Raw genomic sequence first — 23148 nt, forward strand, 5'->3', positions numbered from 1 at the left:
TTTGTGGAAAAGGGTGAAATCATAGAGGCGACGCGCGGCACCGACGCGGTCTCGGTGCGTCCGCCGTCCGTTTGGCCCGGTAGGGTAGAATTGCCGAGCCATGGCCATTGCGTGGTCGTCTTGCCTTTCGCCACGCCGCTTACCACGCAGGTGGTGCGGATACCCGATAATCTACCATCATCCAGATGCCCCCATGAAAGACTCGAGTTCGATGGCCAAGCCCTGGGCTGGCCGGTTCAATGAGCCCACGGATGCCTTCGTCGAAGCCTTCACCGCATCGGTCGGTTTCGATCATCGCCTGTATGCGTGGGATATCGAGGGTTCTATCGCGCATGCGAACATGCTCGCGGATCAGGGTATTTTGACCGACGCCGAGCGGGCCGTCATCGTCGAAGGCCTGATGACCATCCGCGCGCGAATAGAAGAAGGGGATTTTACCTGGTCGGTGCCGCTCGAAGACGTGCACATGAACATCGAGACGGCGCTGACGGCCGCGATCGGTGACGCCGGCAAGAAGCTGCACACGGGGCGCTCGCGCAATGATCAGGTCGCGACCGACATCCGCTTGTGGCTGCGCGCCGAGATCGATCTGATTCGACAGGACCTGGATCGCTTGCAGGAGATCCTATTGGCCCTTGCCGAGCGCGAGGCCGCGACCATCCTGCCTGGTTTTACGCATCTGCAGGTCGCCCAGCCGGTTACCTTCGGCCATCACATGATGGCCTGGATCGAGATGCTCGCGCGCGACGCCGAGCGGCTCGCCGACTGCCGTCGCCGCGTCAATGTGATGCCCCTGGGGGCTGCGGCCCTGGCCGGTACCACCTTTCCGATCGATCGGCACGCGACCGCGCGCATGCTCGGGTTCGATCGCCCGGCCGAGAACTCCCTCGATGCGGTGTCGGATCGCGATTTCGCGATCGAGTTCATGGCAGCCGCGGCGATCCTGATGATGCATTTATCGCGTTTCTCCGAGGAGCTGATCCTCTGGTCTTCGGCGCAGTTCGGCTTCGTCGAGTTGTCCGATGGTTTCTGCACCGGCTCCTCGATCATGCCGCAGAAGAAAAACCCGGATGTGCCCGAGCTGGTGCGGGGCAAGACGGGACGCATCTTCGGTCATCTGATGGCCCTGTTGACCCTGATGAAAGGCCAGCCATTGGCCTACAACAAGGATAACCAGGAGGACAAGGAGCCATTGTTCGATGCCGTCGACAACCTGCGCGGCTCCTTGCGGGTCTTCGCGGACATGATGGCAGCCGTGACCTGTCGTCCCGACCGGATGCGTGCCGCCGCGCGCCAGGGGTTCGCGACGGCGACCGATCTGGCCGACTACCTGGTGCGCAAGGGCGTGCCCTTCCGCGACGCCCATGAGATCGTTGGTCGAACGGTGGCACTCGCCGTGCGCGAAGGTTGCGATCTGGCCGACTTGACCCTCGATCAGCTCCAGGGCTTCTCCGCGCTGATCGAGGCCGACGTCTTCGACATCCTATCGCTGGAGGGCTCGGTCGCCGCGCGCGATCACTTCGGCGGGACCGCCCCGGCACAGGTCCGCGCCGCGATCGGTCGCGCCCGCGAGCGCCTCGGGTCACGCGGGCCAAACGGATAGGCATCCTGGTCGACGCCGTGGAGAAGCCCGCGGCGCGACTCCGATTCGTCGTGGAAAATCCGAAACCGTGCCGTTCGCTTTCGGAGCCGGAGCGCTGCGTTGCAGAAACGATCGCCCGAAGCGATTGACCTGCTTGCCGTCCCGCGCAATCCGGCGAGATCCATTGGGGTGGCTGGTTAATTGCATGCCTTGATAATGCCGTTCTGTTCGTAAGGCGCTATCGCCAATGATCCCTTTTTCCTGAGAGCCTTCGAGTTCCGCCGTCGCCGCGCCGTACCAGCGTCGAGGTCATTGAAGCGGTGCGGTGGGCACGGGAGCTGCTCTAGTCGGCTCTGGCCTCGTTCCCAACGGATCGCAACGCGCTGTCACCGCCCGCCATCAGACACTGCTCTCCGCGGGACAATCGCCCCGAGCCCGGACCTCAATCATCAATCGGAGATTCCAGGATGTCGCAGCCGATCCATCCGGTCGCCACGCACCACTTGCCGCCGTTCGTCACGGCCCCGGGAGAGACCGATGTGCTGCTCATCGTGATGGCCATCTTCCTGCTGGTGGCCGTCGTCAGCATCGGCATCATTTACTTCAGGCTCCATGCCTTGCCGGAACAATTGGCCCACCGCGGACAGAAGGTGCAGTTTCAACTGGTCGCAGTGCTCGCGCTGCTCGCGCTCTTCACCCACAACCACGCCTTCTGGATCGCCGGGTTGCTGCTCGCCTTGGTGCCGATACCCGACTTCACGACGCCGCTGTCGTCGATCGCCGGCTCCCTCGAGCGCCTTGCCTCGGCTCGGGCGCCAGATCCTTCGGCACCACCGCCGATCGAGGAGGTGCCATCGCCAGCCGGTGATCGACCGACCGAGCGATCGGAGGTTTGAGCCGTGCTGGAGCTGCTTCTTTGCTCGACCTTGACCATCCTGCCGGACTTCCTGTTTCGCCGTTACGTCCAGGGCCGACGGCTCGGGCACGAGATCAATCTGTTTACGGTTTGGTTCGAGCTGCGCTGGGGGATCACCCTGTGCCTGATCCTGACGGTGAGCCTGATCACGACGGTGTTCTACTTTCACCCATCGACCAAGGCGTCCTCCTCGGTCTTCCGGACCGTGACCCTGATGCCGGAAGGGGTCGGCCGGGTCGCCGAGGTCTTCGTCGACATGAACGACCGGGTCGTGGAAGGGCAACCGCTGTTCCGGCTCGACAGCACCGAGCAGGAAGCGGCGATGGAGTCCGCGCGCCGCAAGATCGCCGAGATCGAGGCCACCATGGTGGTGGCCGAGTCACAACTCGCGGAAGCCGAGGCTCGCATCGTCCAGGCGCGCGGCGTGCTCGCGCAGGCGGTCGACGAACTCGAAAGGCGCGCGGAGATCCAGAAGCGCAGCCCGGGTTCCATCGCCGAGGCCGATGTCGAGCGGGTCCGGGTGCAGGTCGAGACCCAGCAAGGTGCCCTCGACGCGGCCGTGGCGAGCCGGGATGCCATCGTCTCGAAGATCCGCTTCCAGCTACCCGCCGAGAAGGCGAGCGCCGAGGCGGCGCTCGAAGAGGCCGAGGTCGCCCTGGGTAAGACCCTCGTGGTGGCTGGCACCGACGGGATGGTGCAGCAGTTCGCGCTGCGCCCCGGCGACATCGTCAATCCGATGCTCCGACCGGCCGGCATTCTGGTGCCGGAGCGCCGCGCCGAGGGTCTGCTGGCGGGCTTCGGCCAGATCGAGTCGCAGGTCATCAAGGTCGGCATGATCGGCGAGGTGACCTGCCTGGCCAAGCCCTGGCAGATCATCCCGATGGTGGTGACCGAAGTCCAACCCGTCATCGCCTCGGGCCAGGTGCGGCCGACCGACGCCCTGGTCGATATCCAGCAATACGCCAAGCCCGGTACCATCACGGTGATCATGGAACCGCTCTACGCCGGCCAGCTCGCGGGGCTGCCGCTGGGTGGCAGCTGCATCGCCAATCTCTATACCAGCAGCCACGAGGCCCTTCAGGACCCCGATCTCGGCTTTTGGCGCCGCTTCGGGCTGCATGCGATCGACACCGTTGGGCTCGTGCACGCTTTGATCCTGCGCATTCAGGCCCTGCTGTTGCCGTTCAAGGTCTTGGTTTTTGGTGGACATTGACGGATGCCCCAGGCCGATGGCGAAAAAGGTCCTCGGCCTTCAGCATCAGATCCCCGGTGACGCCCAGCGGAGCCTGTCACGGCTCTTGACACAGGTAGCCGGGGAGCCTTGGTTTGCCGGGATCGCTCCGTCTCCGCGGTTCGAGACCGCGCCGACGCCGAGTCACCGGGCACTGGATGACCCTGGATCCCCGGGATCAGGCTTTGACGATTCAAGAGGCATCGACGATGACCAACCTGACCGAGCATGTTGACCGTTCTCAAGAGCTGGCAGCGAAGGTCGGCCGACTGTATCGCAAGCGAACCCAGTTGGCTCAGGAGCGTTTCCAGGAACGCGTCCAGCGCGTTTACCAACAGCAGGTCGCGGAGCTGATGGCGCGACCCCCGGCGCCCTGGGAGATCTGGACGCAGTGGTGGGAGTATTCGACCGATTTCGCGGAGCGGTCGCTGCTGTTCTGGGACACGCTGCGTCAGCGCGGCAACAACTTCGTTGCGCACGAAGAGGCCGGCAAACCGCCGGTGCTGCATTTCGAGTACGAGATGGTGCTCGACGCGCGTCGCCGCGAGCGCCCGGTCAACTACGCGCTGGTGAGGATCGTCCCGCCGCCGGGCGTCGAAGTCGACCCCAAGCGCCGGCCCTACGTGATCATCGATCCGCGCGCCGGACATGGTCCCGGCATCGGCGGCTTCAAGGACGATTCGCAGGTCGGAGTGGCCCTGCGCGCGGGTCACCCGGTTTATTTCGTGATCTTCTTTCCGGAGCCGGAACCCGATCAGACGCTGCTCGATGTGTGCGATGCCGAGCAGCAGTTTGTCCGCAAGGTGCGGGAGTTGCATCCGGAGAGCCCGCGGCCCGTGATCGTCGGAAACTGCCAAGGGGGCTGGGCGGCCATGCTGCTGGCCGCGTCGAACCCGCAGGACACCGGACCGATCGTGATCAATGGCGCCCCGATGTCCTATTGGGGCGGTGCCCTCAGCGAGGGCAGCGGCGACAACCCGATGCGCTACGCCGGCGGTCTGCTAGGTGGGACTTGGATGGCCTCTCTGGCTGCCGATCTCGGCAATGGCCGTTTCGATGGCGCGTATCTGGTCGAGAACATGGAGAACTTGAATCCCGCGAACACCTTCTGGGACAGGTACTATCATCTGTTCGCCAACGTCGACACCGAGCCGCCGCGGTTTCTCGAGTTCGAGCGCTGGTGGGGCGGCTTCTACCTCCTCAACCGCGACGAGATCGAGTGGATCGTCCGCGAACTGTTCGTCGGCAACCGGGTCTGGTCGGGGGATGCGCAGGCCGCGAACGGCAAACGCTTCGACCTGCGCGAGATCCAGTCGCCGATCATCCTGTTTGCGTCCCTGGGCGACAACATCACGCCGCCCCAACAGGCGTTCAACTGGGTCGCGGACGTCTTCGGCTCCACCGATGAGATCAAATCTCGCGGTCAGACGATCGTGGGGCTGCTGCACCAGGACATCGGCCACCTCGGCATCTTCGTGTCGGGCCGGGTGGCGAAGAAGGAGCATACCCAGATCGTTTCCGTGCTCAAGTCCATCGAGGCCCTGCCACCGGGGCTTTATGGTATGCAGATCAACGAGATCCAGCGAAAGGATGGGCAGTGCGACTACGACGTACAGTTCGTCGAGCGGCGGCTCGAGGACGTCGCGGCGCGGCTCAATCGCCTGCAGCGGGCCGATGAGAAACCGTTCGAGGCCGTCGCCGAGATCGCCGAGTTCAATCAACGGGCGTACGAACTGTTCGCCCGCCCACTGGTGCAGGCGCTATCCAACGAGTTTGCGGCCGAACTCGGCCGCCGCTTCCACCCGCTGCGGGTCCAGCGCTGGGCCATCTCCGACCTCAATCCTTGGCTGCAATGGCTGGGTCCAGCCGCGGAGTTGGTCAAGGCCCAGCGTCACGCGACGGGCTCGGAACAGCCGTTCCGCCAGGTTGAGGGGATGGTCTCGGAGCTGGTCAGTGCCGCGCTCGACTACTACCGCGAGATCCGCGATGCCACCTCCGAGGCGCTGTTCTTCGAGACTTACGGCAGCCTCTTCTCCTTCTACCTGGCCGATCGGCACGAGGCGGCGAAGCAGCGGCTGGCACCGCCGAGTGACCCGCGGCAACTGCCTTTCGTCCGCGAGGCATTGACCGCGCTCGAGGCCGGCGGTTACCCGGAGGCCTTGACCCGCGCCGGCTATCTGCTCGCGCGCCACGGCGAGCCGCTGCCACTCGCACGGCTGGAGCTCAAGGAACAGCTCTTGCGAGAGTATGCCGACCTGCTACCGGACCTCCCACGGGAGCAAGCACGGCGCATCCGCGGCGAGCAGGAGATCATCTGCCGCTACGAGCCCGAGCAGGCCGTGGCGTCCTTGCCCCAACTGTTGCGCGATCCCGAGGACCGCCGGCGTTTTCTGACGCTGCTCGAGCGTCTGGTGTCCGACCCGCGCATTCAGGCGACGGGAATCACCGAGGCGCAACGCGACATGCTCGCGCGTATTCGGGGGGTGCTCGACGAGGGCGAGACGCAGCCGCGCCGAGGCCGACCCGAGTAGGCAGCAGGCGGCCCGTCCTCAACCGGCCCCACCACTCCTGGCATATCCGGGTACCAGACATTGTTCCCGGTCAGCTGTATGGCTACCGCGTCCATGGCCCTGATGATCCCAGCGCTGGCTGCGCTTCGACCCGACGAAGCTGCTCCTCGACCCCTACGGCCGCTGCGTGGCGCTGCCCGCCGGATACGACCGCAAGGCCGCGGCCGGACCCGGCGACAATACCGCTGTCGCGATGAAAAGCCTGGGCACCGATCCCTCGGTCTACGACTGGGAGGGCGACGCACCCAACTCGGCAACAACAACGCCTATTGTCAAGACAACGAGCTCAGCTGGTTCGACTGGACGCTGGTGGAGCGGCACTGGGACCTGCTACGCTTCGTGAAACAGCTCATCGCGTTGCGGCAGCGACGCGAACTGTCGGCGGGTGAGCATGGCCTGACGCTGAACCAGATTCTCGGCCAGGCCCGCATCGAGTGGCACGGCGTGCGCGTGGGGCAGCCGGACTGGAGCGACGATTCCCACAGCTTGGCCTGCACCCTCTGGAGCCTGAGCGGACGATTGGCGGTCCACCTGATGGTCAGCGCTTACTGGGAGCCGTTGCGCTTCGAGTTGCCGCCGCTGCCCGGCGGAGCGGGAGCGCGTTGGCATCGCCTGATCGACACCGCGTTGGCTTCGCCCAAGGACATCGTGCTGCCCGAGGCGTCGCGGCCGATTGGCATCGACAGCTACGAGCTGCAACCGCGCTCCCTGGTGCTGCTCGCTCGGAGCGAATGAGACCGACGGCCAAACGAGGCGAGGGAAGCGGTTCCACGGCTCGAAGCGCTCGCGGCGGCTCGCCTCCTGGCCGGCCCGTAACTCGTCTTTAAAACGCCCCTTTCCTCCTGCGGCGGCTGCGGCCAGGGCCGAGGTCGGGCATAGGCTGTCGCGGCTGGCCGCCCGGGCGGCGCATCGGAAGGAGCAGATGAAGAACGAGATCATCCTGAACCTGGCCTATGCCCACGAGCACGGGACGGATCGGGACGAGATCACCAATTGGGTGTGGCCGCTGTAGGCTGCTCGGAGGCCTGTCCGGACGGCGCCCCGGCCGAACGGGGCGCTTCTCGAGCATCGCGAACAGAGGTTTTCGAGCATGGCGACGAGATCGAGCGTGACGCGGCGGTGCCCATTAACGTGAAATACGCAGCCGAACGCCAGCTGGCTTGTCTTCGGTCGAGAGATTTCATGCTACGGGGTGGCCCCAGCCATGGGAGTTAGGTTGAGCGAAGGCGTTTAGCGGGGAGATCCTCATGATCCAACGGAAAGAGGTCGTCGCCACGGCGCTCGAGGCCACGGTCCGCATCGGTATCCTGATCCTGCTGGCGGCCTGGTGCTTCAGTATTGTCCAACCGTTCTTCATCCCCATCGCTTGGGGGGTCATCATCGCGGTGTCGGCCTACCCGGGCCACGTCAGGTTGCGGCGCCTGCTCGGCGGGCGAGGCGGACTCGCGGCTGCCACGCTGGTGGTCCTCGGGCTGTTACTGCTCATCGTACCCGCGATCATGCTCAGCGAGACCTTGGTGGACACGGCCCAAAGCCTCGCCAAGGGATTCGAGGAGGGTACCCTGGCGGTGCCGTCGCCACCGGAATCGGTGCGGGATTGGCCGCTCGTGGGTGAGCGGCTGAGCGCCATCTGGTCCCAGGCATCCGGTAACCTGGCGGCGACGATCGAGAGGCTTGCACCGCAGTTGACGGCGATCGGTAAATGGCTGCTTGCCACCGCGGCCGGCGCGGGTTTTGGCCTCCTGCAGTTCCTCATCGCCATCGTCATCGCCGGGGTGTTCCTCCGCAACTCCTCAGCCAGTGCGGAATTTGCTCACCTCTTGGCGGTCCGCCTGGCCGGCGAGAGAGGGGCGGACTTCGCGAAGCTGGCCGAGACGACGGTCCGCAGCGTCACCCGCGGGATCCTCGGGGTCGCCGTGATTCAGTCCCTGCTCGCCGGCATCGGCTTCATGGTGATGGGCATCCCCGGCGCCGGGCTCTGGGCTCTATTGTGCCTGTTGCTCAGCACGGTCCAGATCGGCATCCTGCCGATCACGTTGCCGATCCTGATCTATGTCCTGGCGACGGCGGATACGGTCCCGGCCGTCCTGTTCGTGATTTGGAGCCTCTTCGTCGGCACCATCGACAATGTCTTGAAGCCCATGCTGCTCGGCCGCGGCGTCGGGGTCCCGATGGCGGTCATCTTCGTCGGTGCGATCGGCGGCTTCATCACCTCCGGCATCATCGGGCTCTTTGTCGGTGCCGTCGTCCTGGTGCTCGGCTACAAGCTGTTCCTGGCGTGGTTGCACGACTTTCCCGATCGCCCGGCGGGTGCCACGACGGACCAGCCCAGACTGGATCCGACGTCTCGGCCGGCCGCCGACCTGACCGAAGCCACGCGGCGGGCGAGAACAGATCCAGAGGCGTGACGCCATCCTCTCGAGCGGATTCCCAAGTGGCTCCTGGTCAGGCTTGGAGCCTTGGCCAGCGTTGCTGGCTCGCCGGCGCAGTCAATCCGGCAGGCAAGTGGCAAGCGAGTCGGACACTGCCGCGGTCTTGGCGGTCGACTCCGGACAGACGAGCCGATAGCCGCAGTGCCGGCAATGATGACCGGGGTGCGCCGCCGAGCCCTTTCGCCGCAATGCCGCCACCCAGCGCAGCACCGCGAGCTTCACGCGTGCGGCGCCGGTCTCCGTCAGAAGGATCCGGTCGGCCTGGCGTTGCTCTAGGAAATGCAGGCGCACGAAGGCCACGCGCGTCGTCTGCACCGACATCACGGCGGCGGCGTAAGCGGCCGGCTGCAGCAGTTCAGGGATGCGCGGCCGCGAGCCGTGGCGGGTCCGCCGCAGCTTGAACTCCGTCACCTCGATCGCTCCGGCCGGAAGACGCGCCAGACGATCGAGCCGTCCGGCGAGCGACAGGCTCGCTGCCAACGGCAACGTCACCTCGGCCTCGACCGCGAGCGTCTCCGCCCGATCGCCGAGATAGACCTCGGCATGGAAATCGGCCAACAGCTGCCGGCCCCATGCGTGCGCGGCGCCAGGCAATCCCGCCGGTGCGCAGCCCAGCGCCGCATCGAACATCGCGAGCGTCTCCGCCGCGGTGCGCTGTGGCGCCCCCGGCGCAAACAGCCATGCGAGCGCCTCATGCACTGCCGAACCGACCTCGACGATCGGCGGCAAGGCAGCGGTGGGCGGCATCCGCTGAACGTATCGGCTCGCGTACTCGCGGCCGCACACCTGCCAGGTGGACAGGCGGGAAAAGGTCAATGGAATGGGCAACGGCTCGTCGTGCGCTGCCGCCAGCGCCGGGGCGAGCCAGGCGCTGATCGCCGCCTCGGCGGCCGCGTCGGGCTCCTGGCGCTCGCCGTCGATCTCGGCGTCGGTGGGCACCAGCTGCAGGCGGCACCGGACCCAATCGACGTGCTCGGCCCAGCTCTGGCCAGCCTTGGGATCCTTGCGCGGAGCGCGGGTGGCCAGGCGCCGCAAGGCGATCTCTGCGCTGACTTCGATGAGGGCGACGCGCACCTGGAAGCCGCGGGCGCCAAGATGGTGCAGGATATCCTCGAAGTCGTCGCTCGCGCCGGAGCATTCGAAGACCAGGGGGCCGACCGATGCCGACCGCGTCAGCTCGTCGGCAATGTCCGCCGCCCCGACACGCACCTTGCGCAGGTCGTCGATCGGCACGTGCCGCACGCCGAGCCGCGCCACCAGCCGCTGTGCAATGGTGGTCTTGCCTGCGCCCGGTAGGCCGATAAGCACGAGGATGGCGCGCGCGGAAGCCATCTGCCGCCGCCGGTTACGCCTTGTCCTTGGAGGGGCTCGCCTTGGCCGCCTTCTTACCCTCGATGATCCCGCCGATCACCTCGCCAAAGAGCTTGTCGGAGAGTCCGGCCGCGACGGCGACCAGGGTCAGGATCATGAAGGCCTTCGGACCGCCGGAAGGCACGCTCAGCGGTAGCAGACCCGTCAACACTGCGATGACGGCGACCAGCGCGTAGAGCGCGCCGAAGCCGACGCGGACCAGGATATTCAGCAGCAACGGCCACTTGTTCTCCGGCCGCAGCTTCTCTTCCACCAGCACGGATTGGAAAACGAAGACCATCGCGCCGAGCATGCCCGCTAGCAGGAGCGCCAGTGTCGGCTTGATCCCCGGCGTGCTCTCGGTCAACGAGGACGACCGCAGGATCACATCCAGCGGGTCGGCTGTCGGCGCGGTTGCGCCGGCGGCGCTGATGGCAGCAAGCGAGGCCGAGAAGGCATCCAGGAATAGCCCGCCAATGATGACGAAGATGATGGCGGACCAAGCCGTGATGAAGAGCAGCGTCTGGCGGCGCGCGCCCGTCAGGCGCTCGAAGTTGGCGCCGGCCTGGGCAACTTCGTAGGTGAGGGAGCGTAGCAGCTGCCGATAGCCCGGCCCGTTGTCCTGGTTGTCGTCGAAACCCTTGAGCGCCGCTGTCCAGGCGCTGCGCGCCCCTTCGCTCAAGCGGAAGAAGCGGTCCTCGATGCGCACTCGGTCGACCTTCAGCAGCTCGCTCGGCTCGTACAGGCATAGCTCCGCATCGGCCTTCGTCACCAACCGCTTGCGCTCGTCCATCGGCGTCGCGGCCGTCGTGTCGGCGGCGCGTGTCAGCCAGTCCTCTATCTCGCCGAGCGCCTGCTCCGCGAGGGCCTTGTCGGCAGCGCGGCTAGCGATATGGTGCCGAGCCTGTGCCGGTCCGCTCCGCAGACCGTCGACCCGCCGCAGCAGATCATCATCGACCGTTTTCTCGACTTGTCCGAACATCAGCGCACCTCCGGAAGTAGACGGCGCATGAGCTGTGCCTGCAGGGCGCCCCAGCCGCGCACCGTCCTCGACGTCAGCACCCCGGCCGCACCCTGCCGCTGCGGCACGACCGAGGCGAAGGCGACGAACCGCCGCACCAAGGGGCTCGGATCGCGCGCGGCACGCCCCCAATCCGCCGTGGCTTCGTCGCGCAAGAGCAAGAGCTGCAATCCGACCCGCCGAGCCATTGCCGAGGCTAGCTCGCCGAGCGATTCCGCAAAGCGCCGCCGCCGCCGCGCACCGGCAGCGGTATCGTCATCCATGAGGACGGCGAAGGCCAGCGTCTTGGCGAAATCGTGCGCGGGCAGCGTGCCCTCGAGTATCCGCGCGCACGCTTCGTGGGCGGCGCTGGGAATGGCGCCGGGCGCCATCTCGAGCAGCAGCCGTAGGGCGAAGATTTGGCGCGAGTCGTATCCGCCACCAGCCAAGGCTTCTTCCAGCACGCCATGCGACCGCACCGGCCAGCCGAGGCGCGCGAGGTAGGCCAGGATCTGCCGCTCCGCGCCGGGATAGTCTTGCAGGTAGCCGGCGGCGGCGGCGACCAGCTGCGGCGCGCGCAGGCTGGCCGCGAGCACGAACAGCCGCCGGACGAGCCGGGCTGATTCGGGCCCCGCTGGGGGACCTGCCGGCGCCAGTTGCCCGACGGAACGCGACAGGTCGAGGTCGGCGTCGCCGCCCGCAGAGCTGAGCGTCAGCAGGTCGCCGAGCAGCTCGTGCTCCGGGCGTAAGAATACCCGATCGAGATCCTGTAGGCTGCGCAGCACCCTCACTTTGCCAGGATTGACCCTCAGCCCGGCGGCCAGCGCCAGCTCAGAGACGTACTGGAGCACCTGTTCGGTCTGGCTGGCATCGCAGGCGACATAGCAGTCGTCGACCCATCGCGCGTAGGTGCGGACAGAGGCGTTGTGAGTAACGGCGGTGTCGAGCCTGCGCAGAACGGCATCGGCGACGATCCAGGCGATGTCGTCGGGCATCGTCGGCAGACCGTGACCGATGCCGCCGCCGCGTGCGGCCGCCGCGTTGATGCGCTCGAAGATCGCCAGAAGGGCACGCGAGGTGTGGCCCTCCAGGCCCAGGTCGGCTAGTGCACGTTCGATCCCCGCTGGCGGGATGCTCGAAAAGAAATCGGCGAAGTCGACGATCACGACCGCCAGCCCTTTGCCAAGCTGTTGCGCCAGCCAGGCGGCGACGGCCTCCGCCCAAGCCGCGTAGGAAGCGGTGCTCACGCCCAGCTTTGCGCCGAAAGCCGAACCGGCCGTCGAAGATCCCAGCCACAGACGCTCTTGCGCTTCCATCGCGATAGACTGTAGCAACGTGCCTGTGAAGATATCGACCAACCGTTCGACGCGCTGTCCGCCGCTCGACTTGGGCTTGGAGAGCACGTCGACCTCGACGACCCACTCGTCCACGGAGGGCATGTCCAGGCCGGTCCCTGGGGCGATATCGCAGAAGTCCAGCAGGTCCGCGTTCGGCCACTTGCGGCGTGCAAAACGCGCGGCCTGAAATGCGGCCGAGTACCGCGTCCAATCTTTTCGGCGGCCGACGATCGTGCCAATGGCTGTGTTTTGCTTCATAGATCATCTCGATCGCGCACGGCCATCCTCGCACCTGACTTTCATGCCTTCGGCGACCAGGCACCCTGATCCATGAAATATCGAATAAAATGAATTATATGTGCTCTCTGTGCGCTATGCTTTCGCGCTAACCACAATCCTGCTTACCTGAGCTTAGGCGTGTATTTGCCAGGTCGGTTGCGTTATGGTGTCACCCGCTCGGTGATGCGCTCGGCGACAGTCTAGCCCATCACCGGCCATCGTCATCGTTTGGCCCGGTCCGTTTAGGCTGCCACGCGCGTCAGGCGTCGCGTCTTCGGTGGGAGAGAGTCGTCACCCACATCCACCCCGATCTCTCCCGCCCGCGGACTGCCCTATGCGAGGCGGCCGCGGACGACGACGGTGACCTAGGCGAGGGTGAAGGTCATACTATGCGCGCGGCCATCCTCCACGCCGCCGCCCCGAAGCCGATGGCCCCGAGCAAGCCCGCCGCGCCGCGCGATCTCGGCGCGCCGCGGCCAGGCAATTGAGGTTCTTTTTCGGTCCTCGTGCTTTTTTACGGGTCAAGGGGGTTCCCCAACCCTCTCGGCGCCGTATCTGTTCGTGTAACTGAGAACCTGTTGTTGTGCCTGTGGAGTGGTGGGCGCGAGGTCCGAGCAAGGCCAACCCTCACCTCAAGCGCAGCCGCTACCTGCGGCTGAAGGATCAGCAGGACTGGACGCCGCGGCAAAGCATTCCGTTCCATGAGCTCAAGCAGCTCAACCTCAAGACCCACCACGCGTTCCGGATCAAGGAGGCGCGGCGCGCGATCTTCCACACCGCCCCGCCTGCTGTGGAACGACTACGCCATTCGTCCGCTCATCGACACCCGCGCGCTGTGGCGCGAAGAGAAAAACCTCCCCGACTACGATCCGTCCAAGCCGATCACCCGGCCACTCGATCCTGCGCGGGCCGACACCATCGTGCACACCGCAAAGGGCTCGGTTCACTGCGTGTGCCCCGTGACCGGGGCGCAACGCGGTCTGGCCTTTCAGGGCTTCGAGGCCGATCGTAACACCCTCAAGTACCGCTGCCCGGCCGCCGCCGATGGCCTGGAGTGCCAAGGCCAGAACGCATGCCACCAGGCCGGCGCCGTCAACCCGGGCGAGTACGGGCGCATCGTGCGCATCAAGCTCGACGAGCACGACCGGCGCATCTTCGCCCCCACCCCGCACGGCCGCCCGAGCTGGCAGCGCGGCGACAACCGCCGCAGCGCCTTGGAGCGCATCAACTTGCCGCTAGATCGCCACTTCGGCTTCGAGCAGCACTTCATCCGCGGCCTCGCCAAGATGAAAACCCGCGTCGGTCTGGCCATCGCGGTGATGATGGCCATGGCCTTGGGGCACATCAAACAGGGAAGCCCCAGCAGATGCGCTCATTGATCCAGCCGATTCCGGCGACCGGCTAGACGCGCCGAGCGGCTCCACCCCCTGGGATCGGATCGGGCCACGGCGCCCGAGGGTGGCGCTCGCCCGTCATTCGGTCTTGATGGGAATTCTTCTCATCGATTTGCCCCGGCGACCCTGCCGAGCGCCCTGGTTGCCCGTGTGGAGACCCTCTCATGCCGCTCCGCTTCCTGGGCGGCTCCCGGGCGGCACGCGGCGAGCCGCGGAAAATCGCGACAGCGCAGATCTCTCACCGCGGCGCCCGCTTGATCGGCATTCCGAAATATGCTAAGAACCTCCGCAGCGCTGGCAGGAGCCAGACCTAACCTACGTTGAGGTAGGGGCGGAAAGTCGCGGATCCTGAAGGTTGCGGATCGTGGGGCCCAGGATAGCCGGACTGCCGAGGGTGACCATCGCCAAGGTCACGCAAGGCGTCCGGCCTTTTGTTTTCTGGTGCATGCTGCATGACAGCGCCCACCGTGCTGTGCGGCGGACAGGCAGCGGGTTAGCGTGAGAATACCGCGCCAAGAAAGCGCATGGGAATGACTATATCAGATATTTTAATGGATTGTGGTACCTCGTCACCGAGAGGGTGAAGGCAACGTTAAGAGCGGCATCGACGTCGAGAACGACCCCAGGGGTCGGTGCGTCGCACCCAGCCCGCTATGCGGGTCTTACTATGGTTCAGGTGCTCGTTCATTGGTAGATATTTGATTCCAGAAGGTCTGTAGCCACAGTGGGAGTTTCGGATTGGCAGCCCTTGGCTTACCCCTGCGATTACGTCCCATATTAGCCAATGAGGAGGTGATATGAGATTCCTGAAGCCGTCTTTCGTGGCGCTGCTGCTCCTTGGCGCCGCGGGTTCGTACGCTGAACTGACGAACATCAGCACCACCAGCCTGCAATCCGAGAATGTGGCTGCCATTGCCTGCACGATCGTGGGATCCGCAGGGGCAAGCGCCGACGGCTACAAGGCACTGGTCTTTCTGTCGGAAGGTCGCGACCCCGTGTTGACCGTCCGCGGCTTGAGTGCGGGCGCCGCAACCTACTTCAACGAGAACTGGGGCTCGCAAGTATACGTGGACGGGAGGGCCGATGGCTCCGATGCAGATCAGATCCAAGCCCTGCTGAGGCCTGCCGCCGGCCCCAACGACGCAGGAATGTTGCTATTCGTCCGCCCTGGTGTTGGTATCTGTGCATGGTCGAACGAAAACATCGGAAGCGGAAGCACCTTGTATCAGGCTGCTATCTCCATCACCGACGTCACAGCGGCGTGGCTAGCGCGTTAGTGACGTGGTCGAGCGAAAACGGACACCTGGTTAAGCCGCATGTCGTGGTCGCTGTTGGTCGTGACCCGATACCGGCGGCGGTGACGTACCCACGCGCCGGCTTGACGCATTAGGCTGCGGGCATGATGCCGTCCGACACGATAGCCCAAGGCCGGCAACGCCCTGGTCATGCGGCGGGAGCCATAGGTCTGATCCGACGCCTCGGCGACGTCCTGGACCCATCGGAGCTTCTCCTCATGCTCCGGGTCGGGATCACGATCCTGGCGGCGCAAGAAGGCGTAGAGCCTGCCACGGCTGACGCCCAGTAATCGGCAAAGCATCGTCACCGGGTAGGCCTCCTTCTCCTGGGCAATGAACTGGTATCTCAGTTCGACTCTCTCGCGAAGAAGGCCGTTGTTTCCTAAGAAACTCCCTGCGGAAGCATCGACTCTCCTCGCGCGGGCGACGCAGCTCCTGCTGCTCCTCGTCGAGCTTGCCGTTGCCCCGGAACGCATCACGGTCCGCAGGCTTGGCCTCTTTTATCCAGCGCCCCAGCATGCTGCGGTCGACGCCAAAGCTCCTCGCCGCCTCCGTTTGCTTGTAGCCTTGCTCAAGGACCAGCCTGACGGCGTCTTACTTGGACTCTTTCGTGTACTTCTTGCGCGTGCTCATCTCTCACCTCGGTTTCAAGAATTGTCTCTCAACCAAGGTGTCCGTTGCCACTAGACCCCCTCACGTGATCCGGCACGACAGCCGCAGACACCTTTGGTCACTTAGCAAGTGCTTATGCGATTGTCCTGCCCCTTTATGGGATGGCCGTTCGCCGGGATTCTCAGCACTTTCGTCAGGCCCAGGCTGTCCATGGCGGTGAAATCGTGTAGATTTAGGTGAAGGTTAGAAACCCTGCTGAAAAGCGGTTTGTGTAGTGGTCTGCCCTCCGGTTCTGTGGTGGCCATAGCCGCACTTCTAGCCGCTGAGTCCAGGCACTCCCTGTGGGAACGGCGGTGGAAGAACAGGGCAACAGCGTCATCCCGGCATGGATATCCGGGATCGAATTGGCAGGGCGGGCCGTTGCGGGGTTGGTCGAGGTACGGCGTAAATGGTCTCGGTCGTTTTTCCGGCTGGGGGCCTGTGATGTTTGCGTGGCCTAGGCTTCGAGCCCTAACGGCGTCAGGCCAAGATGGCCTGACTGCGCGCTCGGTGGCTCAAGTGGCAGGATGCTTGATCAAGGCCGGGCTAGTTGCCCGCCCACTCCGGTTTCTGCGGGGTGCCATGAGATGGCCGTTGAATTCTAGCAGGCTGCGAACAAGGTATAAAGTATGATCAACATAGGTGTGATTGGGTATGGCTATTGGGGTCCGAATTTGGTCCGGAACTTCTCGGCTATCGCCGATGCGCAGGTAAGTTCCGTCGCGGATTTGGATGAGGAAAGATTACGTCTCGTCAAGAGGCGCCATCCCTCGATAGAGGTGACGACAGACTTCAAGGCCTTACTCGCGAATTCCGAAATCGATGCCGTTGCCATCGCGACCCCCGTCTCTTCGCATTTCGGGCTGGCACTGGAGGCCTTGCGCGCGGGCAAGCATGTCTTCATCGAGAAACCACTTACGCAGACTGCGGAGCAGGCTGAGCAGCTGATCGCCGAGGCAGATAGGCGCGGACTGGTTCTCCACGTGGACCACACCTTCATCTACACTGGCGCCGTTCGCAAGATGCGCTCGCTGGTAGATGATGGCGAGTTGGGTGACGTCTACTACTACGATTCTGTGCGGGTCAATTTAGGCCTGTTCCAAAATGACGTAGATGTCATCTGGGACCTCGCGGTACACGATCTCTCCATCATGGATTACGTGTTTCATTCCAAGCCCACCGCAGTCTCTGCGTCGGGCATGAATCATATCGCAGGCAATGAGGCTAATTTGGCATATTTGACTGTTTTCTATGAGGATGAATTCATTGCCCACCTTCACGTTAACTGGCTTGCGCCTGTGAAAATTCGCAGGACGCTAGTCGGAGGTAGTCGCAAGATGATCGTCTACGACGATCTCGAGCCCAGCGAAAAGATTAAGGTGTACGACAAGGGGGTTACTCTTCATGGTACGAAAGATAATGAGTACAGTCGCCGGATAGGGTACCGTGCGGGTGACATGTGGGCGCCAAAGCTGGATGATGCTGAGGCGCTTCACATTGCGGCAGATCACTTCGCGCGCTGCGTCATCACTGGCGAGCGCTCAATCACCGACGGACAGTCGGGCCTGCGAGTGGTGCGCTTACTAGAGGCGGCATCGCAATCTCTCAAAGAGCGGGGTAGGCCCGTGAAGCTTGGTTGGAAGGGGCGGGGGGGCTAACGAAATGGTACCTTTCCTTGACCTAAAAGCCCAGTATGCCGGCATCGAAAGCGAAGTCCTCGAGGCAGTGCGGCGAAGCCTTGCCAGCGCACAACATGTTCTCGGAAGCGAGGTTGCAGCTTTCGAGGAGGAGTTCGCACGGTACACCGGAGCTAGGTTTGGCGTCGGTGTGAACTCTGGCACCAGCGCCCTACACTTGGCTTTACTCGCTGCTGGAGTTGGACCCGGTGATGAGGTTGTTACCGTGTCAAGCACCTTTGTCGCGACCGTCGCGGCAATTGACTACGTGGGTGCTAGACCTGTCTTTGTCGACGTAGATCCTGCAACGCTCACGATGGACGTGAGCAAGATTCCCGCCGCGATCACCAATCACACGAAAGCGATCTTGCCGGTGCATCTACACGGTCACCCTGCTGACCTAGACCCGGTGCTTGACATCGCCAAGAAGAACAAGCTCCATGTGATCGAAGATGCCGCCCAGGCCCACGGCGCCGAGTACAAGGGTCGTCGTGTTGGCTCAATCGGCGATCTTGGATGCTTTAGCTTCTACCCCGGGAAGAATTTAGGCGCGTACGGGGAGGGCGGTATGGTAGTGACCAATAATGAAGAGCTTGCACATACCGTGCGGATGCTTCGTGATTGGGGTCAGGAGCGGAAGTATCACCATGATCTCAAAGGCTTCAACTATCGCATGGAAGGGATTCAAGGGGCAATCTTGCGCGTGAAGCTCCGGCATCTAGACGGGTGGACCGATGCGCGCAGGCGGCATGCCTCCCGGTACAATGCGCTCTTGGATGGTCTCAATCTCGCAAGGCCGATCGAGTTAGATTGGGCCCGCCATGTCTATCACGTGTATGCTGTGCGAATCGCACAGAGAGATCGGCTTCAGGAGATGCTGCAATCACAGGGGATCCAGACCGCCATTCATTATCCAATTCCGGTACACCTCCAGAAGGCATACAGGGACTTTGGGTACAGCAATGGTGATCTGCCGGTGACAGAGGCTGCTGCCAAGCAGCTCCTGTCGCTCCCCATGTACCCGGAACTAACCGAGCAGCAAGTCAAAATGGTCTGCGAAGCCGTCAGTTCGTTCAACGAAACAACGTCGGAGAAAGCGAAGCCAGTCTAAAGCCTCCATTTCGGAGCGCGCGTTCGTTTCCGTAGCGTGAGAGCCGGGTACACCCGGTAGGAGACCTTTGTGGAAATCCAGCAACCTCGGAAAATATTGATTACCGGGAATATGGGGTACGTAGGGCCAGTTTTGGAGCGGCATCTCCGGCATGTCTTTCCGGGTACGTCACTGCTTGGGTTGGACACGGGATACTTCGGAAACTGTATCAACAGCCCAGAGTTTTTACCCGAAGTTCTGCTCGATCTGCAACACTTTAGGGACGTGCGCGACATCGACCCTGGCGTGTTGGCGGGTGTGGACGCGGTTTTGCATCTCGCAGGCATTTCCAACGATCCGATCGGCAACAGATTTGAAGACGCCACCTCGGAGATCAACCATCGAGCTAGTATCAGCTTGGCACAGAAGGCCAAGGAGGCGGGCGTCCGTTCATTCGTCTTCGCTTCGAGTTGCAGTATGTATGGGTCGGCTGACGACTCGGCTAAAGCTGAAAATTCCTCGTTGAATCCTTTGACAGCATATGCGCGGTCAAAGGCTTATACCGAGAGAGACCTGAAGCCGCTGGCGTCGTCGCAGTTCGTGGTTACTTGCCTACGTTTTGCCACTGCTTGCGGGATGAGCGACAGGCTGCGCCTGGATCTCGTTCTCAACGATTTTGTTGCTGCAGCCCTCTCGGCTGGACGAATTCAGATATTAAGCGATGGTACCCCTTGGCGGCCGCTAATCAACGTCAAGGATATGGCGAGGGCACTAGAGTGGGCGACGCTGAGGAGAGAGGATACGTCCGGGGCTTTCCTGGCGGTGAACGTCGGAAGCAGTGAGTGGAATTATCAGGTCAAGGATCTTGCTGAAGCAGTGGCAGATGTCATACCAAAGACTGCTATATCCATCAATCAAGATGCAGCACCAGACAAGCGCTCTTATCGAGTGAACTTTGATCTTTATAGGAGGCTGGCCTCAGAGCACCAGCCGAAATACGATCTCTATTCGACGATTCAAGAACTGGCTTCTGGTCTGGAGCAGATTGGTTTCTCGGATCAAGATTTCCGTAGATCGAGTTACATGCGACTCAATGTGCTTACCGAGTTGAGGGCCAAACAACTACTCGACGAACAACTGCGCTGGGCCATGCCGTAAGACGCGCGGGCGGGAAACAAACACGTTTGTAGTGAGGGCGGATACTAAAGTGAACCTTACGCCGAAATGCCGTTTCTGTGGTGCTGGCTTGGAGCGGACAGTCGTTGATCTCGGGATGTCTCCACTTTGCGAAAGCTATGTAGACAACAAGGATCTCGACAAGATGGAGGCCTTTTATCCGCTGCGTGTCTATGTCTGTGAAGATTGTTACCTTGTGCAACTGCTGGAATATGTGAAAGCTAAAGATATCTATACTGAGTACGCTTACTTCTCGTCGTACTCAGATAGCTGGCTCGCTCACGCTAGAGCGTACGTGAAAATGATCACGGAGCGGTTGCGTCTTGATGGATCAAGTAAGGTATTTGAGCTGGCCAGCAATGATGGTTACCTACTGCAATATTTCGTCGAGCAAGGCATAGGTGCAGTCGGAATCGAGCCAGCGGCGAATATTGCCAAGGTGGCAAACGACAAAGGCATTAAAACGATTCCGCGGTTTTTTGGCCTAGAGGTGGCGAGAGACCTCGTGGCGGAGGGGAGTCACGCGGACCTCCTTCTTGGCAACAATGTTCTTGCGCATGTTCCGGATATCAACGACTTTGTGGCGGGAATGAAGGTGCTCCTCGCGTCTGGCGGTGTTATCACGATGGAGTTCCCGCATCTCCTTCGGCTCATCGAGGGGAATCAGTTTGACACTATCTACCACGAACACTTCTCCTACCTTTCGTTTCTTACGGTGCAGAAAATCTTTGGGGCTCATGGCCTGAAGGTCTTTGATGTCGAGGAGTTGCCGACCCACGGTGGCTCGTTACGCATCTATGGCTGTCACGCTGAAGATGAGACCCGGCCGATTTGTTCGCGGGTCCAAGCGTTGAAAGCGGCCGAAGAAGAATTCGGCCTGATGCGGGTAGATACTTACTCGCTATTCGCACAGAAGGTTAAGGAAACGAAGTTCAAGCTGCTTAGAATGCTCATCGGCCTGAAGAGTCGGGGCAAGGTGATCGTGGGCTACGGTGCTCCGGGGAAGGGCAATACGCTGTTGAATTACTGTGGCATTCGTACCGATTTTTTGGACTATACCGTCGACCGAAATCCCTACAAGCATTTCAAGGTACTCCCCGGTACGCATATCCCCATCTACGCTCCCGAGAAGATAAGGCAAACGCGACCGGATTATTTGCTGATCTTGCCTTGGAACCTCAGGGACGAGATTGTTGCGCAAAATGACTTTATTAGGGAGTGGGGCGGGCGGTTCATTGTGCCGATCCCGGAACCGGAGATTCTTTAATGAGATTCACGGAGACCGCACTCTCGGGCGCCTTTATTGTTGACCTGGAGCCGGCGGCGGATGAGCGCGGGTTCTTCGCGCGCTCCTGGTGCACCGAGGAATTCCGCCGCCACGGGCTCTCGGGGAGAGTTGCGCAGTGTAATGTGTCATTTAATAGGAAGGCGGGCACCTTCCGCGGTATGCATTTCCAGGCGCCGCCTTATCAAGAAGCCAAGCTTGTGCGTTGTACTTGCGGTGCGATATACGATGTCATTGTCGATCTGCGGCGCGATTCCCCCACGTTCGGAAGGCACTTCGGGGTCGTGCTGTCGGCGGAGAATCGACGAATGCTGTATGTCCCGGAGGACTTTGCTCACGGCTTTATAACGCTTGTGGACAATACGGAGGTGTTCTACCAGATGTCCGAGGTTTATTCGGCTGAGTGTTCGAGGAGTTTCAGGTGGGATGACCCATCGTTGGGAATCGATTTTCCGATTGAGATTGCGGTGATATCGGAACGAGACCGGAATAGTCCCTATCTGGCCATGATTTTATGACCATTCAGCCGAAAGACGTTGGGTGGTACTGCGAGCCCGACAGCGGGCTTCAGATGTATGAGTTCGTCCGGCAACTCTATCCCATTTGTCGCAGCATCACGGGGAATGGGGTGCGGGAGACACTGCGGATAATCGGTCAACGAGTTCCGTTGCAGATTCGGGAGGTTCCCACCGGTACGAAAGTTTTTGATTGGACGATCCCTCGGGAGTGGAACATTCGGGATGCCTGGGTGAAGGACCCAAGTGGTAGGAAGATCATCGAACTTCGGAACAGTAATTTGCATGTTGTGAGCTACAGCGTTCCCGTGCATAAGAAGTTGTCGCTCCCAGAGTTGAAGAAGCACTTGCACAGCCTCCCCGAGTTGCCTCATCTTATACCGTACCGAACGTCGTACTACCAGGCGACTTGGGGGTTCTGCCTTAGCCATAACCAGCAACGAGAGTTGGTTGAAGGGGAGTATGAGGTTTTTATCGATTCATCGCTCGAAGACGGGCATCTTTCGTTTGGGGAGTACTTGTTGAAGGGACAGACTACGGAGGAGGTCCTGCTTTCCTGTCACGTATGCCATCCGTCCCTTGCTAACGATAACCTGTCCGGTGTCGCGCTGGCCACAGCCTTAGCGCAGTTACTGGAAGGATACGATAGGAGATACTCTTATCGGTTTTTATTCGTTCCTGGCACTATTGGTGCGATTACTTGGCTGGCGTTGAATGAGGATTTCATACGCCAGATCAAGTGCGGCTTAGTGGTGGCTTTGGTTGGGGATCGCGGCAAGCTTACATACAAAAAGAGTCGGCAACGCTGCGCGGAGATCGATCAAGCCGCTCTCCATGTGCTCGGGCATAGCGGGGCAGCCTACGAGGTCCAGGACTTCTCGCCGTATGGATATGACGAGAGGCAGTATTGTTCACCCGGTATCGATTTGGCCGTTGGTTCTCTTACTCGGACACCTTACGGACGGTATCTCGAATATCACACATCTGGTGACAACTTGGATTTTTTGAGTGCCGACGCCTTGGAAGATTCGCTTCAGGCATACCTTTCCATACTGCACGTAGTCGACACGAACCGTCGTTACCGGAATCAGTATCCCAAATGCGAGCCGCAGTTGGGACGCAGAGGCCTGTACAGCGAACTAGGGGGTCAATCTGACGGAAAAGAGCTGGAAATGGCGCTTCTTTGGGTTTTGAATTTCTCGGATGGGGAGCACTCTATACTTGATATAGCCGCTCGTTCCGGGAAGCCCTTTGCGCAGCTTGCGCGTGCTGCGAGGCTTCTAGAACGCGCGGGTTTGCTGAAGGAGTCTATGGAGAGAGAGGAAATCAGAGGTGTCGAAAGGCCTATAGAGTCAGGGGGCTAAGGCAA

General features: G+C 62.1%; 20 protein-coding genes and 1 riboswitch. Of the genes, 15 read left to right on the forward strand and 5 right to left on the reverse strand.

What is annotated here, in order from left to right; all coding sequences use genetic code 11:
• The first annotated feature begins 193 nt into the window (after positions 1-193).
• From argH to ABC977_RS06495, 6 genes are all read left to right on the forward strand, one after another.
• Entirely contained in the window at positions 194-1603 is a 1410-nt protein-coding gene (gene argH, locus ABC977_RS06470) for an argininosuccinate lyase (protein WP_369666420.1), read from the forward strand.
• Between the two features lie 446 nt (positions 1604-2049).
• Positions 2050-2478: a hypothetical protein gene (locus ABC977_RS06475; RefSeq protein ID WP_369666421.1), complete on the forward strand. Its 429-nt coding sequence runs from the start codon at positions 2050-2052 to the stop codon at positions 2476-2478.
• A gap of 3 nt (positions 2479-2481) precedes the next feature.
• Positions 2482-3711, forward strand: coding sequence for an HlyD family secretion protein (locus tag ABC977_RS06480; protein WP_369666422.1), 1230 nt, complete (start codon positions 2482-2484; stop codon positions 3709-3711).
• A 227-nt stretch (positions 3712-3938) separates the two neighbouring features.
• On the forward strand, positions 3939-6260 hold the full coding sequence (locus tag ABC977_RS06485; protein ID WP_369666423.1) for a DUF3141 domain-containing protein: 2322 nt from the start codon (positions 3939-3941) through the stop codon (positions 6258-6260).
• A 78-nt stretch (positions 6261-6338) separates the two neighbouring features.
• Positions 6339-7034: a hypothetical protein gene (locus tag ABC977_RS06490; RefSeq protein WP_369666424.1), complete on the forward strand. Its 696-nt coding sequence runs from the start codon at positions 6339-6341 to the stop codon at positions 7032-7034.
• Between the two features lie 512 nt (positions 7035-7546).
• Positions 7547-8707 carry an AI-2E family transporter gene (locus tag ABC977_RS06495; RefSeq protein WP_369666425.1) on the forward strand — a complete coding sequence of 387 codons (1161 nt, stop codon included), beginning with the start codon at positions 7547-7549 and terminating at the stop codon, positions 8705-8707.
• 81 nt (positions 8708-8788) lie between these two features.
• On the opposite strand, the gene ABC977_RS06500 is transcribed toward ABC977_RS06495, so the two are convergent.
• The 3 genes from ABC977_RS06500 to ABC977_RS06510 are packed head-to-tail and all read right to left on the reverse strand — an operon-like array spanning position 8789 to position 12676.
• Positions 8789-10063 (reverse strand): PD-(D/E)XK nuclease family protein, encoded by a 1275-nt coding sequence (locus ABC977_RS06500; protein ID WP_369666426.1) that lies wholly within the window; start codon positions 10061-10063, stop codon positions 8789-8791.
• Positions 10064-10076: 13 nt separating this feature from the next.
• The gene (locus tag ABC977_RS06505; RefSeq protein ID WP_369666427.1) at positions 10077-11063 is read right to left on the reverse strand and encodes a hypothetical protein; all 987 of its coding nucleotides are present in this window, start codon (positions 11061-11063) and stop codon (positions 10077-10079) included.
• A complete protein-coding gene (locus ABC977_RS06510; RefSeq protein WP_369666428.1) occupies positions 11063-12676 on the reverse strand; it encodes an RNA-dependent RNA polymerase family protein in 1614 nt (537 codons plus the stop codon). The genes ABC977_RS06505 and ABC977_RS06510 overlap by 1 nt, the downstream gene beginning before the upstream one ends.
• A gap of 610 nt (positions 12677-13286) precedes the next feature.
• On the opposite strand from ABC977_RS06510, the gene ABC977_RS06515 reads away from it, so the two are divergent.
• The 3 genes from ABC977_RS06515 (at position 13287) to ABC977_RS06525 (ending at position 15368) form a co-directional block, all read left to right on the forward strand.
• Positions 13287-13709 carry a transposase gene (locus ABC977_RS06515; RefSeq protein ID WP_369666462.1) on the forward strand — a complete coding sequence of 141 codons (423 nt, stop codon included), beginning with the start codon at positions 13287-13289 and terminating at the stop codon, positions 13707-13709.
• Entirely contained in the window at positions 13657-14076 is a 420-nt protein-coding gene (locus ABC977_RS06520; protein WP_369666429.1) for a hypothetical protein, read from the forward strand. The genes ABC977_RS06515 and ABC977_RS06520 overlap by 53 nt, the downstream gene beginning before the upstream one ends.
• Before the next feature lie 313 nt (positions 14077-14389).
• Positions 14390-14484, forward strand: a riboswitch (cyclic di-GMP riboswitch).
• A 404-nt stretch (positions 14485-14888) separates the two neighbouring features.
• Positions 14889-15368 carry a hypothetical protein gene (locus ABC977_RS06525; protein WP_369666430.1) on the forward strand — a complete coding sequence of 160 codons (480 nt, stop codon included), beginning with the start codon at positions 14889-14891 and terminating at the stop codon, positions 15366-15368.
• Here the strand turns inward: ABC977_RS06525 and ABC977_RS06530 are convergent.
• Both ABC977_RS06530 and ABC977_RS06535 read right to left on the reverse strand, forming a co-directional pair.
• Positions 15365-15688 carry an IS3 family transposase gene (locus tag ABC977_RS06530; protein ID WP_369666463.1) on the reverse strand — a complete coding sequence of 108 codons (324 nt, stop codon included), beginning with the start codon at positions 15686-15688 and terminating at the stop codon, positions 15365-15367. The genes ABC977_RS06525 and ABC977_RS06530 overlap by 4 nt on opposite strands.
• On the reverse strand, positions 15621-15968 hold the full coding sequence (locus ABC977_RS06535; protein WP_369666464.1) for a transposase: 348 nt from the start codon (positions 15966-15968) through the stop codon (positions 15621-15623). The genes ABC977_RS06530 and ABC977_RS06535 overlap by 68 nt, the downstream gene beginning before the upstream one ends.
• A 698-nt stretch (positions 15969-16666) precedes the next feature.
• Between ABC977_RS06535 and ABC977_RS06540 the strand changes: the two genes are divergently transcribed.
• The 6 genes from ABC977_RS06540 (at position 16667) to ABC977_RS06565 (ending at position 23143) form a co-directional block, all read left to right on the forward strand.
• Positions 16667-17695 (forward strand): Gfo/Idh/MocA family protein, encoded by a 1029-nt coding sequence (locus ABC977_RS06540; RefSeq protein ID WP_369666431.1) that lies wholly within the window; start codon positions 16667-16669, stop codon positions 17693-17695.
• Positions 17696-17699: 4 nt separating this feature from the next.
• Positions 17700-18824 (forward strand): DegT/DnrJ/EryC1/StrS family aminotransferase, encoded by a 1125-nt coding sequence (locus ABC977_RS06545; RefSeq protein ID WP_369666432.1) that lies wholly within the window; start codon positions 17700-17702, stop codon positions 18822-18824.
• Positions 18825-18893: 69 nt separating this feature from the next.
• The gene (locus ABC977_RS06550) at positions 18894-19961 is read left to right on the forward strand and encodes an NAD-dependent epimerase/dehydratase family protein (RefSeq protein WP_369666433.1); all 1068 of its coding nucleotides are present in this window, start codon (positions 18894-18896) and stop codon (positions 19959-19961) included.
• 49 nt (positions 19962-20010) lie between these two features.
• Complete coding sequence (locus ABC977_RS06555) at positions 20011-21246, forward strand: methyltransferase domain-containing protein (protein ID WP_369666434.1); 1236 nt, start codon at positions 20011-20013, stop codon at positions 21244-21246.
• The gene (gene rfbC, locus ABC977_RS06560; RefSeq protein WP_369666435.1) at positions 21246-21782 is read left to right on the forward strand and encodes a dTDP-4-dehydrorhamnose 3,5-epimerase; all 537 of its coding nucleotides are present in this window, start codon (positions 21246-21248) and stop codon (positions 21780-21782) included. Before ABC977_RS06555 ends, rfbC begins: the two co-directional genes overlap by 1 nt.
• Before the next feature lie 53 nt (positions 21783-21835).
• Positions 21836-23143 (forward strand): DUF4910 domain-containing protein, encoded by a 1308-nt coding sequence (locus tag ABC977_RS06565; RefSeq protein WP_369666465.1) that lies wholly within the window; start codon positions 21836-21838, stop codon positions 23141-23143.
• Positions 23144-23148: the final 5 nt, after the last annotated feature.

It is taken from the genome of Thioalkalicoccus limnaeus, assembly GCF_041197575.1.
GTDB classification, from domain to species: domain Bacteria; phylum Pseudomonadota; class Gammaproteobacteria; order Chromatiales; family Chromatiaceae; genus Thioalkalicoccus; species Thioalkalicoccus limnaeus.

Bases quoted from the DNA above. Each gene is read 5' to 3' on its own strand.
- ABC977_RS06475 (WP_369666421.1), top strand. From the start codon at position 2,050: ATGTCGCAGCCGATCCATCCGGTCGCCACGCACCACTTGCCGCCGTTC.
- ABC977_RS06500 (WP_369666426.1), bottom strand. From the start codon at position 10,063: ATGGCTTCCGCGCGCGCCATCCTCGTGCTTATCGGCCTACCGGGCGCA.
- argH (WP_369666420.1), top strand. From the start codon at position 194: ATGAAAGACTCGAGTTCGATGGCCAAGCCCTGGGCTGGCCGGTTCAAT.
- ABC977_RS06545 (WP_369666432.1), top strand. From the start codon at position 17,700: ATGGTACCTTTCCTTGACCTAAAAGCCCAGTATGCCGGCATCGAAAGC.
- ABC977_RS06540 (WP_369666431.1), top strand. From the start codon at position 16,667: ATGATCAACATAGGTGTGATTGGGTATGGCTATTGGGGTCCGAATTTG.
- rfbC (WP_369666435.1), top strand. From the start codon at position 21,246: ATGAGATTCACGGAGACCGCACTCTCGGGCGCCTTTATTGTTGACCTG.
- ABC977_RS06490 (WP_369666424.1), top strand. From the start codon at position 6,339: ATGGCTACCGCGTCCATGGCCCTGATGATCCCAGCGCTGGCTGCGCTT.
- ABC977_RS06485 (WP_369666423.1), top strand. From the start codon at position 3,939: ATGACCAACCTGACCGAGCATGTTGACCGTTCTCAAGAGCTGGCAGCG.
- ABC977_RS06565 (WP_369666465.1), top strand. From the start codon at position 21,836: ATGTATGAGTTCGTCCGGCAACTCTATCCCATTTGTCGCAGCATCACG.
- ABC977_RS06530 (WP_369666463.1), bottom strand. From the start codon at position 15,688: ATGCTTTGCCGATTACTGGGCGTCAGCCGTGGCAGGCTCTACGCCTTC.
- ABC977_RS06495 (WP_369666425.1), top strand. From the start codon at position 7,547: ATGATCCAACGGAAAGAGGTCGTCGCCACGGCGCTCGAGGCCACGGTC.
- ABC977_RS06510 (WP_369666428.1), bottom strand. From the start codon at position 12,676: ATGAAGCAAAACACAGCCATTGGCACGATCGTCGGCCGCCGAAAAGAT.
- ABC977_RS06525 (WP_369666430.1), top strand. From the start codon at position 14,889: ATGAGATTCCTGAAGCCGTCTTTCGTGGCGCTGCTGCTCCTTGGCGCC.
- ABC977_RS06505 (WP_369666427.1), bottom strand. From the start codon at position 11,063: ATGTTCGGACAAGTCGAGAAAACGGTCGATGATGATCTGCTGCGGCGG.